The sequence below is a fragment of the Halomonas sp. 111 genome (assembly GCF_052379685.1).
In the GTDB taxonomy this organism is placed as follows: Bacteria; Pseudomonadota; Gammaproteobacteria; order Pseudomonadales; family Halomonadaceae; genus Vreelandella; species Vreelandella citrativorans.
Window position 1 is genome coordinate 1 of sequence record NZ_JBQSYV010000026.1, and the last position, 17,906, is coordinate 17,906.

Genomic DNA, 17,906 nt, shown 5'->3' on the forward strand with positions numbered 1-17,906 from the left:
ACCGAAGGGCGCTGCCCGTTCGATGTGGGGCGTATTCTACCCACTTTTCCTGATGGGTCAACAACTTTTTTGCAATTACTTTAAAGCACTAACGCATTGATACAAGAAGCTAAGTCAATAGCCCTTATACGCTAGCCAGCCTAATACTCGACCACATCAAGGCGGGCCAGCAGCTCTTGGCGCCTGGATTCCGTTGTAAAGGCTTCTTTTATGGCATTACGGTTAAGAGTCAGGAAAGCCTCTTCATCCCAGCCGAATGATTGAGCACAAGCGATGTGATTAGCCAATAGACCACCACCAAAGTAAGCCGGATCATCCGAGCTAATCGTCACATTAAGCCCTTTATCAAGAAGGGCCGGCAGAGGATGATCGGTTAAGCTATCAACCACATTTAAGCTTACGTTGGATAAGGGGCATACGGTCAGCACGGTTTGCTTTTGATATAGACGCTCCACCGCCTCGTCACTCTCCAGACAGCGAATACCGTGATCAATGCGGCACACATCAAGCAAATCCAATGCCTCAATGATATAGGAGGCCGGCCCCTCCTCTCCTGCATGAGCCACCCGAGCCAACCCCAACTCTTGGGCGCGTTTAAAAACGGCAACAAATTTTGAGGGTGGATGGTCGCGCTCAGCACTATCCAGACCAATGGCGTCAAGCTCACTCCAGTAAGGTGCTGCCTGCTCCAGCACTTGAAGTGCCTCTTCGGCAGGCCGGTCACGCAAAAAGGCCATGATCATTCCGACACTTAAATCCAGAGACTGCTCTGCCTCTTGCTTGGCACGCAGTAATCCGGACATGACCACGTCCAGAGAAACGCCGCGCTGTAGATGTGCCTGAGGATCAAAATGTATATCGATATGGACGACACCCTCACTACTAGCGCGCTTGAAATAATCCATCGCCAAGTCATAAAAATCCTGCTCATGACGAAGAACGCTCATGCCCTGGAAATAGAGGTTCAAGAAACCTTGTAGATCTTTAAACTGATAGGCTGCCTTGGCCTCCTCGACGGAGGAATAAGGTAATTCGATACTGTTTCGCTCTGCCAGAGCAAACATAAGCTCCGGTTCCAGCGAGCCTTCAATATGCAAGTGAAGCTCGACTTTAGGGAGGTTACGTAAAAAATCCTGCATCATTTTTCCTTAACGCCCAACTCAAGCGGTTACTTACCTGAGCTGAGCTTCCCGACACTTAAGTGCCAGTGATGGGTTATCTGTCGCGTTAGCAAGCTACCCACTTCATGGTGAACAAAGAAGATGGTGGTGCGCCCGACTAACCAGCGAGAAAGCGTGTTAGCTACTATTACGGCCGTATCATGATCAATCGCCGCAAAAGGCTCGTCTAAAATAACCACCGAAGGGTCCATGAGCAACAGCCGAGCCAGCGCCACCCGCCGCGCCTGCCCACCAGACAGTTGCTGCCCTCGCTCACCTACGGGTGTTTGCAACTGGCCCGGAAGAGATTGAGCCCACCCATCGAGCGCTACTGCTTTCAGCACATCCCAAAGCGCTTCATCATCAGCATCAGGATTCCCCAAGCGTAGATTTTCTTCCAATGACGCATCGAAAAGGTCTACCTGCTGGGTTAACAAAGCAATGTGTTGCGAACGCTCCTTCTCTGGCACAGCAGTAGGCACGCAGCCTCCTACATTAACCATACCTTTAGAAGGAGCAAGCCGCCCCGTCAAAAGCGCCGCCAGGGTACTTTTACCCGCACCTGAGCGCCCGGTAATGATAGCCCACTCCCCCGCTGCCAAATGAAATGAAACACTATCGAGCGCTGGCATCAGGCTAGAAGGATAACAATGCGTGACTTTCCGCAACTCAAGGTCAAGCTGTTGGCCGGAAAATGACTGGTGTTGACTCTGCTGGCACTCGGGCCCAAGTGCATTTAAACGCTCTGCTGCAGCGGTACTGCCCCCCAAGCGAGCGAAAGCACCCGGAAGCGGTACAAAAACCTCATTCACACCCAGAATCACCAGCAGCAACATCACCAGAATAGGCCCGGTTATTACCCCACTCGCCACCAGCACGCCACCCAGCCATACAACGCTTAACAGCAGCAACCCGGTAATAACGCTAATGAGGCTATTACCCATAGCAACGCTTCGGCCAAGGCGCCGTTGATTATCAAGCGCTGCATCTTCGTGCACCTCCACCTGCTGACGGTGCCACGCAGCACTGCGATAGGCAATTAACTCAGCTGAGGCCTGCAACTGATCAACGACTAAACGCCGTAACCCTTCCTGGTCAGCCACTTGGCGATGACTGTGCGCATACCCCAAGCGCGCCATGCCATAGGTAACACTTGCCCACAGAACCAGCAGAACCACGCCGACCCACAGCGCTAAAGCAGGCAACCAAATAGCAATAAAGAGGGTTAACCCCACAATAACTACCAAGCTAACCAGGGGTGGCATCAGCAAACGAAGATAAAGATTGTCGAGAGCATCTATATCAGCGGTTAAACGTCCCAGCCAGTCACTGACACGCTCGCGCTGCAACGCCGCCTCATCCAATCGCATAAGCTGGCCAAACACGCGGTAGCGTAAATCAGCCAAGAGGCGAAGCACCGTATCGTGATTATAGAGACGTTCTATATAGCGGGCGACAGTACGTAATAGCGCAAAGAAGCGTATTCCTCCGCCAGGTACATACACATCCAACTGAACAGGTAAGCCAAGCAAAAAAGCGATGCCCGCTAATGCACATGCGGTAATAAACCACCCAGAAAGGCCCAGCAGTGAAAGCCCCGCAGCAAGCGTTAAGCAAATAAGGAGCGCGCCGATTGCGAACCGCCTTCGACGCTTCATCATTAACGCTACCCAGGGCGACAATGCCTGGCGCGCTTGGGACAGCTCACTTTTTTGTGAGGACGCATTAGGTTGCATCACGCACCTCCTTTAAACGGCCGTCCTGCATATAAAAGTGGAGCTGAGCCGCCCTAATCGCAGCCGGGTGATGCGTTGCCATAATCACCGTACGCCCCTGTGCAGCCCATGCTAACAATGCACTAATCACAGAGGCTTCGGTTTCAGCATCCTGGCTTGCTGTAGGCTCATCGAGCAGGATTAAATCAGCATCACTTAAATAAATACGCGCCAACGCCAGCCGCTGGGCCTGACCACCCGACAACCCTACTCCGCGCTCTCCTATCATGGTATCCAAACCATCAGGCAATTGGTTTAGAAGCTCCTCCAGACCAGCCTGGTGAAGCGCTGAAAGCATTGCGGAAGCATCGGCATCAGGGTTTGCCAGCCGCAAGTTATCCCCCAAGGTGCCATGCAACAGGCCCGGCTGCTGGTCCAGCCACGCGTAACGCGGCTGAGCCAACTGAAGCGTGCCGCTTGATGGCGTCAAAAAACCGGCCAATAACGCCAACAGTGTCGACTTCCCGCTCCCGGATGGACCACTAATCGCAATGACACTGCCTTTTTTGATCGTCAGATCCATTGGCCCTAACACCCGACCGCGGATCGGATAGTCAACGCTGACATTTTGTAGCACTGCAATATCGTCATCAGCTGCAGGTTCATCAAACGTACTTCGCTGTATGCTCGACTCATTCAGCACCGTTACCAGGCTTTCTGCGGCACCTAAAGCAGTAGCACGATCATGGTAGTGCTGTGACAAGGTGCGTAACGGCTGGAAAAACTCAGGAGCGAGCAGCAATACGGCTAAGCCCGTAAAGAGCGTTAAAGAAGGCGCAGGCCCGTACTCAATATATCCCAGTAAGCCAAACCCTACGTATATCGCTACTACGGCAATGGCGACCGACGCGAAAAACTCGAGCACTGCAGACGATAAAAAAGCCAAGCGCAACGTTCGCATGCTTAAACGACGGTAATCATCTGTTGCCCACCAAACGTCCTGATGAGCACTCGCCGTGCGACCAAATAGCTGAAGCGTCGACATTCCACGAACACGGTCAAGAAAGTGGGCAGAGAGCCGTGCAACCGCTGCAAACTGATCCCGATTTATACGCTCAGCTCCCATGCCTACTAGTGCCATGAATAGCGGGATGATGGGCGCAGAAAGCAACAAGAAGAGAGCGACGACATAATCCAGTCGTAGCACCACCAATAGAATCAGTAGCGGTAAGAGAGAAGTAATTCTTAGCTGCGTATAGAAGCGAGAAAAATAACCATCTAGTGCCTCTATGTTTTCTACCGCCTGCGTCGCCAAGGCGCCGCTTTGATGATAAGCCAACCACACAGGACCCAATGTCCAGCATTTATCCAGCAGTTGACGTCGGGCGTACTGACGAATACGCAGGCTAGCCTCCAGACTTATTACCTCTTGCCCCCACAGGCATACTCCGCGCCCAAGCACGCACAGCGCCAGCCCTATTAATACGTTTAAAAATGGATAAGGCGCTTGTTGATCAATAACCAACTGCTCTACTAACCAGGCCAATCCCACTACAATAATAACCGTTTGAACCCCAGCTAAAATGCCAAGAAAAGCGGCGAGATTTAATCTTCGCCGCTCTAAGGTTGCCAGCATTTTTAACCAGGAGCGCGCGGTTAGCGACTGCTCCGTCATCTGATTGCCTCTGGCTTAATGATAACCTTCACCTACACGCACCTTGCCGCGAAATACCCAATACGTCCATGCGGTATACATCAGGATAAAGGGGATAACAAAGAGCACACCAATCAACAAGAAAAGCTGTGACTCAGGTGCTGACGCCGCATCCCACAAGGTGTAGTTAGGCGGCACTATCATCGGCCATTGGCTCACGATCAAGCCCAGATAGGTAAATACATAAATACCGATAGTCGCAAGGAAAGGATAGCTCTCACGGCGCTGCTTTACCGAGCGGTATACAAGAAAGGCGAAGAAGAGCGCTAGCGCTGGGAAAATCCAGATCAAGTGCAGATGACCAAACCAGCGATCCCAAACAACCGGGTTCACGAACGGCGTCCAGATACTAACAATGGCGAAGACTACCAGCACCATTGCCAGCAGCATAGGCGTGATTTTATACGCCCAATCCTGTACGTGGCCTTCTGATTTTAGAATCAGCCAAGTTGAGCCCAAAAGCGCATAGCCTGCCATAAGCCCCAAGCCTGTTAACACCGTAAACGGCGTTAACCAATCAAAGGCGCCCCCGGTATAAACAAAGTCTTCGGTTTGAAAGCCCTGAATATATGCACCAACCACAGCGCCTTGAGCGAACGCAGCGACCGCCGAACCCCAGGCAAAGGAGCGATTCCACCAGCGGCGGTTACGGCGCGACTTAAAGCGGAATTCAAACGAAATGCCACGAAAAATCAACCCTGCCAGCATCAAGAAAACACCGATATAGAGTGCCGGTAAGAAAATCGAGTAAACCAAGGGAAAAGCCGCTAACAAGCCAGCCCCTCCCAAAACCAGCCAAGTCTCGTTACCGTCCCAGACCGGTGCCACAGAGTTCATCATGACATCACGAGCTTCTTCATCAGGGGCAAAGGGAAATAGAATTCCCAAGCCAAGATCAAAGCCATCCATCAGTACATACATGATGACGCCGAACCCGATAATGCCAGCCCAAATAATCGACAGATCAAACATTTCCATGGTTAGCTCCTCGCCGGATCAATGTCATCATCAAAAGGGGTGTGGGCGGCAGAGAGTGGCCGCTTGGGACGGTCAGCATCCCTATTAACAGACGCCTGTTCTTGCTCAGGCAACATGCCGTTGCGAACCACCCGGGTTAGATAGTAAATACCAGCATAAAAAACCACCGCATATACCAGCACATACCCAATAAGCGTAAACAGCGCCATCCAGCCTGTTAGCGAAGGTGTCACACCCTCTGCATGAGACATGATGTTGTATACCAGCCAAGGGGACCGACCTACTTCGGTCACTATCCAGCCAGCCAGAACCGCAATGAAGGGTAAAGAAATCATGCCGACCAATGTTTTCAAAAACAGCTGACTCTCATAAATACGTTGATTGCGCCGCAAGAATAAGCCTACAAAGGAGACAGCAATCATTATTAAGGCAATGCCAACCATCACCCTAAACGCCCAAAAGACGATGGCAACAGGAGGCTGGTCTTCAGGTGGCACGGCCGTAAGCCCTGGAACTTCACCATGCAGCGAATGGGTAAGTATGAGACTGGCCACGTTAGGAATGCCAATCTCATAAAGGTTTCTCTGCGCCTCCTGGTCCGGTAGCGCAAACAAGAGCAATGGCACGCTGGTAGATGTTTCCCAGTTCCCCTCCATTGCTGCGACCTTCGTTGGCTGATATTTGAGCGTATTCAACCCGTGGGAGTCGCCTATAAACGCCTGAAGAGGCGTCAGGAAAAGCAGCAACCATAAGCACATGGAAAGCGCACGACGGTTAGCCTCTGGATCTCTTCCACGCAACAAAAACCAGGCGCTAACGCCTGCCACGACAAACCCGCCGGTGATAAAGGAAGCTACAGCCATGTGTGCAAAGCGATGAGGGAAGGAAGGATTGAAAATCGCGTCAAACCAGGAAATCACATGGAAACGATTGTCGATCAACTCAACGCCTGCCGGTGTATGCATCCAACTGTTTGCCGCGAGGATCCAGAACGCTGAAATAAAGGTGCCCAGCGCCACCAAGGCAGCCGCCATCAAATGGATACCCTGTGGCACTTTTCCACGGCCAAACAGCAATATGCCAAGGAAGGCAGCTTCAAGGAAGAAGGCTGTCACGACTTCATAACTGAGCAAGGGACCTATAAAATTGGAGGTCGCCAGAGAGAAATTACTCCAGTTCGTACCGAACTGAAACGACATCACGATTCCCGACACCACCCCCATGCCAAAAACCACGGCAAATACTTTCGTCCAGAACAGTGCCAAACGGTCCCATGCAGGATTTTGCGTCTTAAAAAAAAGTGCTTGTAAAAGCGCAATATAAGAGGCCAACCCAATGGTGAAAACCGGAAAGATCGTGTGAAAACAGATAACAAACGCGAATTGTATTCGCGACAGCATTAAGGGATCGAGTTCCATTGCACGCTCCTAACCTGAATTAATACCCCAGTTTTTGTTAACGCAAGCTTAGCTGAAACTTAAAGATTCAGCCTTTAATTATAAGCATCTAGCCTGTTTTTATTTATATTGCCATATTACTGGCTTACCTCTCACTATACACCGGTCTATCTTTCGCAAAGCGTGTCGCATTGACGCACATCAAATAATGCCAATTATTCATTAAGATAATACGACAACGCTTATCATATATCCGGTATACGCAATAAAAAGCGTAAAAAGAACAGCGCCTTCGAGGCGATTAATTCGACGCGGACGTCCTTTCCAGGAAAATGCGAAGAGAACCATTAGCAGGGTCATGCAGGTCATAATGCTCCAATCACGCACCAGCACTTCCCGCCCAGCATCAATAGGTGCAATAACCCCCGCAAGCCCCACTACAGCAAGGCTATTAAACAAGTTAGAACCAACAACGTTACCCAGCACCATATCGTGCTCTTTACGGCGCAGTGCGCTAATCGAAGAAGCAAGCTCGGGCAGTGAGGTACCAACGGCTACGACGGTTAGCCCGATAATCAAATCACTCACGCCAAAACGTTGCGCAATTTCTACCGCTCCCCAAACCAACATACGCGAGCTTGCAACCAAGAACACCAACCCAACCAACGTCCACATAATCGCTTTACCACGCGACATGGGGTTACTGTCCAGCGTCTCAGCGACTTCCTCAACCAGCGCGTCGTCCTTTTGCTTTTTTGAACGAAAGATGCTTACGCCGATAAATATGACGAGGGCCACCAATAAAAGGGCCGCTTCCCAGCGAGACACCCAACCATCCCAGAGCATAATCCCAGTGATCAGTGTGACCAGAATTAAAATCGGCATCTCTTTGCGGATGACGCTGGAGTGCACAGCTAACGGTGCAATGAGTGCAACAAAACCCAATACCAAACCAATATTGGCAATATTGGAACCATAGGCATTCCCTACTGCAAGCCCGGGATTCCCCTGCAAGGCTGCCAATACTGACACCATCATCTCAGGGGCTGAGGTACCGAATCCAATGACCAACATACCAATCAATAAAGGCGAAAGACCGAGCCAACGTGACGTTGCAGCTGCGCCATCAATAAATTTCTCAGCACTCCAGATGAGCAACACCAGTCCCATCGCTACAGCTACAAGTGGAAGCAACATTTTATTTCCTTATGGCAGAATATTAGGCACTATCGCGGCTGCATCCTTGACTAACCCTTCAGTCGGGTCAAGCATCGGGTTATGCCAGCATGGATCTATTTGGGTTTGATATAAAAAAGGCCCGGTGTTCATTCGGTTTACATCGCATTCGCAGTGAGAGTGTCCCCTTTGCCCCACTTCCGTTTATTAAAGCGTTCCTCACTTTCCGTTAATGCGCCTCTAGTGGATCGGCAGCCACCTGAGTCTCGCGTTCAGCGACGACGTTTACGCGCCTGCCATGAGTGCGACTGGGTATCCGCGCTGCCCCCCTTACGCTCGGGCGAAAAGGCCAGCTGCCCGCGCTGCTCACATGTACTCGTAAAACGCCACCGCTACCCCGCTCAGCGCAGTATGGCACTTGCCATTGCGGCATTAATTGCATTAATCGTGGCTATTTCGTTTCCGTTTGTAAGCTTCAGCGTTAGTGGCGTCGGTAATCGCATAGAGCTGTCACAAACGGCCACCACGCTAATTGCCTTTCACCAACCGGTCGTGGCCATTATCGTCATCATGACCATCGTTGTGCTGCCGACCCTTTATCTGCTTAGCGTGATTTGGCTGCAGCTGGGGCTTTTACACGGCAAGCCACTCGCCTATAGTCGCGACATTGCCCGCTCACTTGCCCACTTGACGCCCTGGATGATGGCGGATGTCTTTATTATAGGGGCGCTGGTAAGCCTGATTAAAATAGCCGGTATGGCGCAAATTGAGTTGGGTATCTCCTTCTGGGGTTTTTGCATCTTTGCGGTACTTTTATTAATGACCATCCAGTCCATTGATGCCGACTGGATGTGGTTTTCCCTCGAAGGAGAACCCTTGGCGCCAGAGGGCACCCAAACAGGAGCAACCGCCGCTAGTCAGCGCCTAACAGGATGCCCAACCTGTGGGCTTGTCAATTCACTCACCCCAGGACATAAATCTCGCTGCATTCGATGTCATGAGAAACTTCATTCCCGACTCCCCTATAGCTTACAACGCACCTGGGCACTACTAGGCGCAGCGACTGTCATGTATATCCCTGCGAATGTTTACCCTATTATGACCACGACGAGCCTGGGGCATAGCGGTTCTTCGACCATCATAGGAGGCGTCGTTGAACTGATTCAGATGGGCTCATGGCCAGTCGCCACCGTTATTTTCGTTGCCAGCATTATTGTGCCTGTCGGTAAACTGCTGGCGCTTTCATGGCTATGTATTGTCGTCCGAGGCAACAGCCAACCCAATACCATCAGCCGCACGCGGCTTTATCGCATTACCGAATTTATCGGACGATGGTCGATGGTTGATGTTTTTGTAGTGGCTATTCTGGTTGCCTTGATACGCGCTGGCTCACTTATGTCGATCACGCCAGGTCCAGCCGCGCTGGCGTTTGGCTCGGTCGTGGTATTGACAATGCTAGCCGCCATGACGTTTGACCCCCGCTTAATATGGGATGCTCCTACAACGACAGCGTCCACATCAAATAATAGCCACTCTGGGAGCCATTAATGGGTAACGACACCCCCATAGCTAACAAGCAAGAGCCTGACATGAACAAAGCCAGGCCTTCGCCACAATCACGCATCTCCCCTATTTGGATTGTGCCTTTTGTGGCTATCATTATTGGGTTATGGCTGGTGTACGATAATTACACCAGCCGCGGCACACTTATCACATTAACCATGAACAACGCCGAAGGTATCGAAGCGGGAAATACCTCAATCCGCAGCCGCAACGTTGAAATCGGCCTCGTGCAAAGTGTCCAGCTCTCTGAAGATCTAAGCAGTGCTGTGATTACAGCACGCATTCAGCCTCAGGCTGAAACCTTGTTGCGTGAAGATAGCCGCTTTTGGGTGGTAAAGCCTCGTATCGGACGTGAAGGGATTAGCGGCCTGGGCACCGTCCTCTCTGGCGCTTATATACAGCTTGAGCCAGGAAGCTCTGAAGAACAGCGGCGTGACTTTCCGGTAAGCGACGTTCCCCCCGTCGCCACTGCCGGAATGGCCGGTATCAATATCAATCTCATTAGTCAACTCGGCAATTCGTTGCGTGTCGGCGACCCGGTTTCCTACCAGGGCTATACGGTGGGCCGCGTTGAAGAAGCAAGTTTCGACCCCGAATCACGCACCATGCATCACCAGGTATTTATCGAAGAGCCCTATACACTGCTGGTGACCGACAGCACCCGCTTCTGGTCCTCAAGCGGCATTGACCTACGCCTTGATTCAAACGGCTTTCGCGTTAACGTTGAATCACTTGAAACCCTGTTAGGCGGAGGTGTCACGTTTGGGGTGCCCGAAGACTTACCAATGGGACGTCCTGTAGAAGCAGGCGCCCGCTTTAATCTGTACGGGGATGAGGATGACGCTCGCGAGGGTACCTTCAATCAGTACCTGGAATACGTTCTGTTAGTGGATGACACCGTTCGCGGCCTTTCACGCGGTGCGCCCGTCGAGTTTCGAGGTGTTCGCATAGGCACCGTGGCCGCTGTCCCCTGGAACTTTACATCACCACAGCCGAGTTCACGCGCAAGCTTCGCCATCCCCGTACTCATTCGCCTTGAGCCCCAGCGGCTTGGCATCGAGAATTCGGATATTGATTTGGAAGAGTGGGAAGAGCGCTTTAACCGCATGTTTACGCTTGGCCTTCGTGCGTCGCTTAAAAACGGTAACCTGCTAACCGGCGCTTTATTTGTGGATCTGAACTTTCAGCGAGACACCGACGAGGACTACATTGCGTCGACTTTCTCTGGCCGCACGGTTTTCCCCACGGTGTCGGGTGGTTTTTCCCAAATCCAATCCCAAATTACCGATCTACTCGACAAGCTGAACGCGCTTGAAGTGGAGCCTTTACTGGCGGGCCTGGACAGTAGTTTACAAGCCTCTGAAAGCATGCTTAATGAAGTCCGCGGTGTCAGCGAGTCGCTCAACCAGCTGCTAAGCGACCCTGAAACTCGTGCAGTAGGCGGCAACCTCAATGCTACGCTTAACGAGCTTCAAGGCACCCTTCAGGGCGTGTCGCCTTCCTCACCGGCTTACCAGGATCTGACATCGGCTATCGAGCGCCTGGATCGATTAATGCGCGACCTTCAACCACTAACCCGCACACTGAACGATAATCCGCGGGCGCTGCTGTTTGATAATCTGGATACTCAAGATCCTATACCGCGTGCACCGCGCTAAACAGGGGAATATTATGCGTATACTCGTTTTAAAATCCTTATTGCTAATGTCCCTATCGCTCATGCTGGCTGCTTGCGCAAGCAGTGTGACGCCCCCGGCGCGTTATATGCTACCCAGTAACGGGCTGGCCAATACCCCAAGCAGCCCCCAAGGCACGCTACAGCTGCGCTCGCCACGCCTTGCTCACTATCTCGACGTCGATGGCATCGTCATGCAACTGGATGACATTACGCTGAACCAGGCGCGAGAGCACCAATGGGCTGAAAGTATCGACAGACAGCTTGCACGCAGCTTACGGACACAGTTGTCGCAAGAGCTACCGCTTATTCGCGTAGTCCGTGATGACAGCAGCCAACCTGAAGCGCTCACCCTGCGGCTTGATGTTGATCAATTTCAAGGCCGCTACGATGGCTTAGCGGTGGTCACCGGGCAGTGGCAGCTACGCAGCCCAAGTGATGAACTGTTGGCCATGAAGAGTTTTTCTGCGCAAACAATACTGGATGAGGACGGCTACCCCGCCCTGGTACGTGCCCTAAGCGCTAGTTGGGAGGATGTTGCGAGACAAATTGCCGATCAGATACGTCAGGGTAACTATTTCCATTAGCCGGTTTAAGCGGGATGAAATAACCAAAGCGCTTGAGAGCCCGCCAACCAATCACCACAAGTATGCCCGTCTGAGGTAATCTTCATGTTACACTGACGGGTATATTTTGAGTGTTGCGATAGCGTAACACCCACAGTCAAATGCCCGTCTCTTCCATACTGACCACTTTTTTTCGTTATGGTCATACGTGGCTAATCAACGATCATCGCGGCTTGGCAAGCTTTGCTGTCGCGAGGATAACCATTCTCGTCTTTTGAAAAATTACGCCTAGCAACAACGCTTTTAAGCAGCTGTTGCCTTGTTAGGTGGCTGCGGAGAACGCATGAGCTTTTCTGAACTTGGTCTGCAAGAAGATTTATTACACGCCGTTACGGCGCAAGGCTATACCCAGCCTACTCCGATCCAATTAAAGGCTATTCCTGTCGTATTAGAAGGTCGCGACTTGCTCGCAAGCGCCCAAACGGGCACGGGTAAAACGGCCGGCTTTACCCTACCCATGCTACAGCGTCTTTCCGGTGGAAAACGGCCAGGCAAACGCCAGGTGCGTGCGCTGGTATTGACGCCTACTCGGGAGCTTGCTGCTCAGGTAGGTGAAAGTGTATCCACCTATGGGAAGCATCTCTCTTTACGCTCGCACACTATTTTTGGTGGTGTAGGCCAACAGCCCCAGGTCGATGCACTTAAAGCAGGCCTGGACGTACTGATTGCCACCCCCGGCCGCCTATTGGACCTTCAGCAGCAGGGCCACGTTGACCTTTCAGCCATCGAAATTCTAGTGCTTGATGAAGCCGACCGCATGTTGGATATGGGCTTTATTCACGATATTAAACGTGTACTACGCCTAGTGCCCAAACAGCGCCAAAACCTGCTATTTTCCGCCACGTTTTCAAATGAAATTCAGACGCTGGCGCAGCAGTTACTCAATAACCCCGCCCTTATTGAAGTGGCTCCACGCAACACAACCGCCGAGAAAATTCTCCAAGCGGTTTATCGCGTAGACCGCGAAAAAAAGCGTGAGCTGTTGGCGCATTTGATTCAGCGCCACGGCTGGTTCCAAGTGCTGGTTTTCACCCGTACCAAACATGGCGCCAACCGGCTTGCCGAACAGCTTTCAAAACAGGATATCCCTGCCATGGCTATTCATGGCAACAAAAGTCAGGGCGCTCGTACCCGTGCACTGGGGGCTTTTAAAAGTGGTGACTTGCAAGTATTAGTCGCGACGGATATCGCCGCACGTGGGCTGGATATTAGCGAGCTTCCCCACGTGGTTAACTTCGACCTGCCCAATGTGGCGGAAGACTATGTCCACCGCATTGGCCGGACAGGCCGAGCGGGTAGCAATGGTGAAGCAGTATCACTGGTGTGTGTGGACGAGCACGGTTTGCTGGGCAATATCGAGCGGCTGATCAAGCAAAACCTACCCAAACATATAGAGCCCGGGTTTGAGCCAGATCCCACGATCAAACCAGAGCCCATTGAGAATGGTCGTCGCCAGCGCCAACCTCAAGCACGACGCAAACCAACTAGCGATAATGGAAATGCCAGCGGCGAGCGCCGTCGGCGCGCACGCCGCTAGCCTGCTAACAAGGAATATGCGAAGGTTATGCCCTCGCATATTCCACTACGTTGGCTACTACATTATCAGGGAGCGATCATGTCATCTTCTCAACTTATTAATGAATATCGGCAGTGGCTCAGTTTTCAACGCCAAGAACAGCTTAGTCGTGAACACCAGGGAATCGTGCAACGCCTGGAAGATGCACGTGCCTCTTCAAAGCAGGTCATACAAGCCTACCGCAGCATGGCGGAGAAAGCCGCTAACGAAGGCGCTTGCTACCGGACGCTGTTCCTACGTGAGCGTGACGATAATGTAGCGCTACCTTGCGAAGGCTGGCTGTTTATTCGCCGCGTACTCAGCGAAGAAAACAGCACCCGCGTGCGCGCCACGTTAATCGAAACCTTTACCCTTGAAGATGGCATTCTGGCACCAGGTGATAAACCTGCTCAGAAAGTGACACTTGAGATTTTCGATAAGCTGGATATCAATCAAGGTATGCGCACTAGCGTCCGTGTGGACTCCATGGAAACACCACAGGATTATCACTTCATTACGCTACTGGATGCAGTCCGCGGCGATTTACGCCCTTATCTTAAGTAGGCCGCACTGATGTTATCTCGACGTTCCGTTACCTTTATTTTACTGATGGTTGTGGTGGGGCTAAATTTACGCCCTGCCCTTTCCTCAGTGGCCCCCTTGCTTACGCGTCTTCAGGAAGCTGCCGGGCTCTCACCCGCGGCAGCGGGCGTACTGACAACACTTCCCGTGCTGTTTTTAGGCTTGGCTGCTCCTATTGCGCCGCTTTTAGCAAAACGGCTAGGTAGCGAGCGGGCGCTTAGTGCTGCGCTACTACTGTTGGCTGTAGGTTTGATTCTGCGCGGTTTACCGTTGCCCGGCGTCCTGTTTATAGGCTCAGCAATGGCGGGCGCCGCCATAGGCATTAGCGGCACTTTACTGCCCGCACTGGTGAAACGCGAGCTACCCGTAAGTGCTGATCTTTTGACGGGCCTCTACACGATGGCGCTCTGTCTGGGGGGGGCGTTGGGAGCAGGATTTAGCGTGCCGCTGACAGTGTGGCTAGGCAGCTGGCAGGCAAGTTTGATGAGCTGGTCGTTACTGGCGCTGTTTGCTCTTATTCTCTGGCAATGGCAAATGCCCTCGACTTCCTCTCATGGTATGCCTCAACCGCCATCTTCGGGACTTCTTAAACTTTTACGCAAACCGCTCACGTGGCAAGTAATGCTGTTCATGGGCATTCAATCATCCATGGCATATATCGTTTTTGGATGGCTGCCAACGCTGCTTGTCGATCGTGGCTATGATGAGGCCAGCGCGGGTTGGACAATGGCTATTTCGATCATGTGTCAACTCGTTTCAGCCCTGGGGGCACCCTGGCTTGCCCGCATGGGGTCAGACCAGCGCCCAGCGCTCTTACTCGTACTGTTTAGTACGGCTCTAGGGCTTTGGCTGCTACTTATAGCGCCCTTAGCCTGGAAATGGCCTGGTGCCATTTTGTTAGGCCTTGGCCAAGGCGGCAGTTTTAGCTTGGCCCTCAGCCTGCTGGTATTAAGAACAGCGACATCACGCCTTGCAGGACAACTTTCCGGCCTGGTACAAGGCGGAGGATATACCATTGCCGCTATTGGGCCTTTTAGTGTCGGCTTGCTGCTCCAATCCGGCGTTCATGCAGACCAGATTGCCTGGCTTTTGATCTCGTTGGTAGGTGTTTGCTGTGGATTCGCCCTGTTGGCTGGCCGCACGCGCCAGCTGGACGATCAAAGCGGCACGCTTCTGGTTCACCGCTACTAACCTGCACTAGAATCAAACAGGAGTTTTTAGTGCTTGGCCTTCAAATATTTACGCCAGGAAATCCGTGATGAGTAGCTTCTCACCTTTAACCGCAACGACTCCCACCCACGAACGCATTTTGGTTATTTATACGGGTGGCACCATCGGCATGCAGCAAGGTGCCAATGGGCTGACTCCCGGCGCGAACTTTACCCAACGCATGGCGACCGCGCTTGGCCAGCTCCCCATTGCCCAACAGCAATCGCTTCCTGCTTATGATGTTATTAGTTATACCACGCTGATTGATTCCAGCGCGGCGACCCCACTTCAGTGGCAGCAGTTAGCCAGCGACATCGCTACCCGGTTAACGGATTACCGGGGATTTGTCGTGATTCATGGTACCGATACGCTCAGCTGGACGGCAGCTAGCCTTGCCTATCAATTGCAAGGCCTAGAGCGCCCCGTCGTTGTAACCGGCGCAATGCGCCCCCTGGAAGCACCCAACAGCGACGCCCTTGATAATATTCATGGCGCGCTGCGGTTTGCAGCAACCGCCGAGCTTCAGGAAGTCGCTATTTTTTTTGCAAACCGGTTATTGCGTGGCGTACGAGCTATAAAGCTGCACAGTGACGCATTAACAGCCTTCACCTCTCCAGGTTATCCGCTACTTGGTGAGCGAGTAGGCAATGACTTTGTTTACTACCCAAGCCGTGGTCTTGCCTCTCAACAGCGTGGCGCGCCACGCTTTGAACTCCCCAGCTACCAAGGGTTGGATAAAGGCGAAGTGGTTCGTATCGCGCTCTGGCCCGGTTTGGCCGCTTGGCAACTGGAAGCCTGGCTTGGAGATTCACGCGTTAAAGGCGCTGTTATCCAGTTGTGGGGAGCGGGCAATCTGCCTAACGATCCAGCCCTATTGAATGTACTGGCTAGCGCGGCCGGTGAGGGGAAATTGCTAGCGGCGATAAGCCTTTGCCCTGAAGGCAGCATTCATATGGGAGCGTACGCTGCGGGCGAGGGGTTAACAGATGCAGGCGTGCTCTCAGGCGATGCCATGACACCAGAAGCCACCTTTACCAAACTGGTCCATCTTTTGGCTCAACCGCTTGATGTAGAGACACAGCGGCAACGCTTCCTCGCTTCATTAGTCGGCGAACGCTAATAAGCGTGGTGATATCCGTAATTTACGCTATGTTTAATCAATGCTAACCAGTTGACGGAGCCCGTAATTATGGAAAAACCGGTACATCTTTTTAGTGATCTTTTCGAACAACTGGGCCTGCCATCAGACGCTGAGTCGATTGAAGTTTTCATCAAGCGCCATCGCCCTTTACCCAAAGAGATGGTGCTTTCCGATGCGCCCTGTTGGAATGAAGGCCAAGCGGAATTTCTTCGTGAAGCCATTGAAGACGACGCTGACTGGGCCGAGCTAGTCGACGAGTTGGATGTCGCCATGCACCAAGGGAGTTAACGCGCTGGCGCCGCTTTCGAGCGGCGCTTGACCCAAGCACCGACAAGCAATAGTACCGTAAGAGCAACAAGCGGTAGAAGCACCTCAAACTGAAGTGCATTTTCTTCCTCTATCGCTTCAAGCGCCCCATGAATAGCGCTGCTGTATACGCCCCACTTAATCGATAGGCCTAGCGTTGCCGCAAGAAGAAAAATCGACAGTGGCACACGGCATAGCCCAGCTGCAAAGTTGATCACCGCGTGAGGAAAACCCGGCAAGACACGAAGTGCGCACTGGGTTAATAGATCTCCCCTGTCCTGAAGCGTTTGCATGACTTTTAGGGTTAGCCCTTTGGGTTGCCATGCGCTACGGGTACGTGCCGCTAACTGATGGCCACCCAACGCGCCCGCCACGCTCCCAAGTGTCAGCATAATGGTGGCAATTACAGGTGGGTAAAAGGGTGCGATTAGCCAAAAGCCAATACTCCCGGGCAACCCAGCGGCCAAGGTAACAGCCATAAGAACAACCACCCCAACCACTACTGCGGGATGATGTGTCCATTCGTCAACGGTATGCCTGACCGCCATTAAATCCGGCGAGTGCCAAAACCACACATACGCCAGTATGGCTATAACGCCAACGGCTATCGCCAAACGCCACACAATACGAAAGGCATTACGCATTCAGCCTAGCCTCAACACGTTCAAGAATTTGCCGACTCACTTTACCTACGAGCGGCTTCGCAGCTTTATTAACGGCTTTTTCCATAAAGCGATTATGAATTTCATAACCAAGCGTGAGTGATACCTCCGTTCCTTCTGGTACTTCACGCAGCCGGTAGCGCCCCTGATTTTTCACCCCATCAAGCGACTCCCAAGCCAGCGTATGCGGCGCCTGAATCTCAGTCACTTCCACATCAAATGCCCAGTCCATACCTACTGCACGAACATGCCAGCGATAGCGATCGTCCCCCAATACATCAATGGAACGTATTAAATCAGAATAATCAGCAAAATCTTCCACGCGGCGCAATAACTCAAATACGCGCTCAGGTGATGCTTTAACAATTTCACTGTGCTCTATGGTGGCCATGATCCCCTCGAACCGCTGAAAACTAACTGTTAACCGCTAAGCTACCTGTAAACCGA

The 17,906-nt window shown here is 52.2% G+C and carries 16 protein-coding genes; 8 read left to right on the plus strand and 8 right to left on the minus strand.

Annotated features, from left to right (window positions below):
* Positions 1-140: 140 nt before the first annotated feature.
* The 6 genes from ACT3T7_RS16540 to ACT3T7_RS16565 all read right to left on the minus strand — a co-directional run bounded on the left by ACT3T7_RS16540 (position 141) and on the right by ACT3T7_RS16565 (position 8,161).
* Positions 141-1,139: an adenosine deaminase gene (locus ACT3T7_RS16540; protein ID WP_444631624.1), complete on the minus strand. Its 999-nt coding sequence runs from the start codon at positions 1,137-1,139 to the stop codon at positions 141-143.
* Between the two features lie 29 nt (positions 1,140-1,168).
* The gene (gene cydC / locus ACT3T7_RS16545; protein WP_444631625.1) at positions 1,169-2,896 is read right to left on the minus strand and encodes a thiol reductant ABC exporter subunit CydC; all 1,728 of its coding nucleotides are present in this window, start codon (positions 2,894-2,896) and stop codon (positions 1,169-1,171) included.
* Positions 2,886-4,550 carry a thiol reductant ABC exporter subunit CydD gene (gene cydD / locus ACT3T7_RS16550; RefSeq protein ID WP_444631626.1) on the minus strand — a complete coding sequence of 555 codons (1,665 nt, stop codon included), beginning with the start codon at positions 4,548-4,550 and terminating at the stop codon, positions 2,886-2,888. The genes cydC and cydD overlap by 11 nt, the downstream gene beginning before the upstream one ends.
* A gap of 15 nt (positions 4,551-4,565) precedes the next feature.
* Positions 4,566-5,567, minus strand: a complete 1,002-nt coding sequence (cydB, locus tag ACT3T7_RS16555; RefSeq protein ID WP_444631627.1) for a cytochrome d ubiquinol oxidase subunit II — start codon at positions 5,565-5,567, stop codon at positions 4,566-4,568.
* 2 nt (positions 5,568-5,569) lie between these two features.
* Positions 5,570-6,985, minus strand: a complete 1,416-nt coding sequence (locus ACT3T7_RS16560; protein WP_444631628.1) for a cytochrome ubiquinol oxidase subunit I — start codon at positions 6,983-6,985, stop codon at positions 5,570-5,572.
* 201 nt (positions 6,986-7,186) lie between these two features.
* Positions 7,187-8,161, minus strand: coding sequence for a calcium/sodium antiporter (locus ACT3T7_RS16565; RefSeq protein ID WP_087107318.1), 975 nt, complete (start codon positions 8,159-8,161; stop codon positions 7,187-7,189).
* Between the two features lie 222 nt (positions 8,162-8,383).
* Between ACT3T7_RS16565 and ACT3T7_RS16570 the strand changes: the two genes are divergently transcribed.
* The 8 genes from ACT3T7_RS16570 (at position 8,384) to ACT3T7_RS16605 (ending at position 16,779) form a co-directional block, all read left to right on the plus strand.
* The gene (locus tag ACT3T7_RS16570) at positions 8,384-9,688 is read left to right on the plus strand and encodes a PqiA/YebS family transporter subunit (protein ID WP_444631629.1); all 1,305 of its coding nucleotides are present in this window, start codon (positions 8,384-8,386) and stop codon (positions 9,686-9,688) included.
* A complete protein-coding gene (pqiB, locus tag ACT3T7_RS16575) occupies positions 9,688-11,361 on the plus strand; it encodes an intermembrane transport protein PqiB (protein ID WP_172118465.1) in 1,674 nt (557 codons plus the stop codon). The genes ACT3T7_RS16570 and pqiB overlap by 1 nt, the downstream gene beginning before the upstream one ends.
* 13 nt (positions 11,362-11,374) lie before the next feature.
* Entirely contained in the window at positions 11,375-11,965 is a 591-nt protein-coding gene (locus ACT3T7_RS16580) for a PqiC family protein (protein WP_444631630.1), read from the plus strand.
* A 322-nt stretch (positions 11,966-12,287) separates the two neighbouring features.
* Complete coding sequence (locus ACT3T7_RS16585; protein ID WP_444631631.1) at positions 12,288-13,541, plus strand: DEAD/DEAH box helicase; 1,254 nt, start codon at positions 12,288-12,290, stop codon at positions 13,539-13,541.
* A 78-nt stretch (positions 13,542-13,619) separates the two neighbouring features.
* Positions 13,620-14,123, plus strand: a complete 504-nt coding sequence (locus ACT3T7_RS16590) for a hypothetical protein (protein WP_444631632.1) — start codon at positions 13,620-13,622, stop codon at positions 14,121-14,123.
* 9 nt (positions 14,124-14,132) lie between these two features.
* Positions 14,133-15,332 (plus strand): MFS transporter, encoded by a 1,200-nt coding sequence (locus tag ACT3T7_RS16595; protein WP_444631633.1) that lies wholly within the window; start codon positions 14,133-14,135, stop codon positions 15,330-15,332.
* Between the two features lie 67 nt (positions 15,333-15,399).
* Positions 15,400-16,470: an asparaginase gene (locus tag ACT3T7_RS16600; protein WP_444631634.1), complete on the plus strand. Its 1,071-nt coding sequence runs from the start codon at positions 15,400-15,402 to the stop codon at positions 16,468-16,470.
* Between the two features lie 69 nt (positions 16,471-16,539).
* Positions 16,540-16,779 carry a DUF2789 domain-containing protein gene (locus ACT3T7_RS16605; RefSeq protein ID WP_172118460.1) on the plus strand — a complete coding sequence of 80 codons (240 nt, stop codon included), beginning with the start codon at positions 16,540-16,542 and terminating at the stop codon, positions 16,777-16,779.
* On the opposite strand, the gene ACT3T7_RS16610 is transcribed toward ACT3T7_RS16605, so the two are convergent.
* Entirely contained in the window at positions 16,776-17,441 is a 666-nt protein-coding gene (locus ACT3T7_RS16610; RefSeq protein WP_172118459.1) for a VTT domain-containing protein, read from the minus strand. The two genes, ACT3T7_RS16605 and ACT3T7_RS16610, sit on opposite strands and share 4 nt — an antisense overlap.
* Positions 17,434-17,850: an SRPBCC family protein gene (locus tag ACT3T7_RS16615; RefSeq protein WP_172118458.1), complete on the minus strand. Its 417-nt coding sequence runs from the start codon at positions 17,848-17,850 to the stop codon at positions 17,434-17,436. Before ACT3T7_RS16615 ends, ACT3T7_RS16610 begins: the two co-directional genes overlap by 8 nt.
* Positions 17,851-17,906 lie beyond the last annotated feature (56 nt).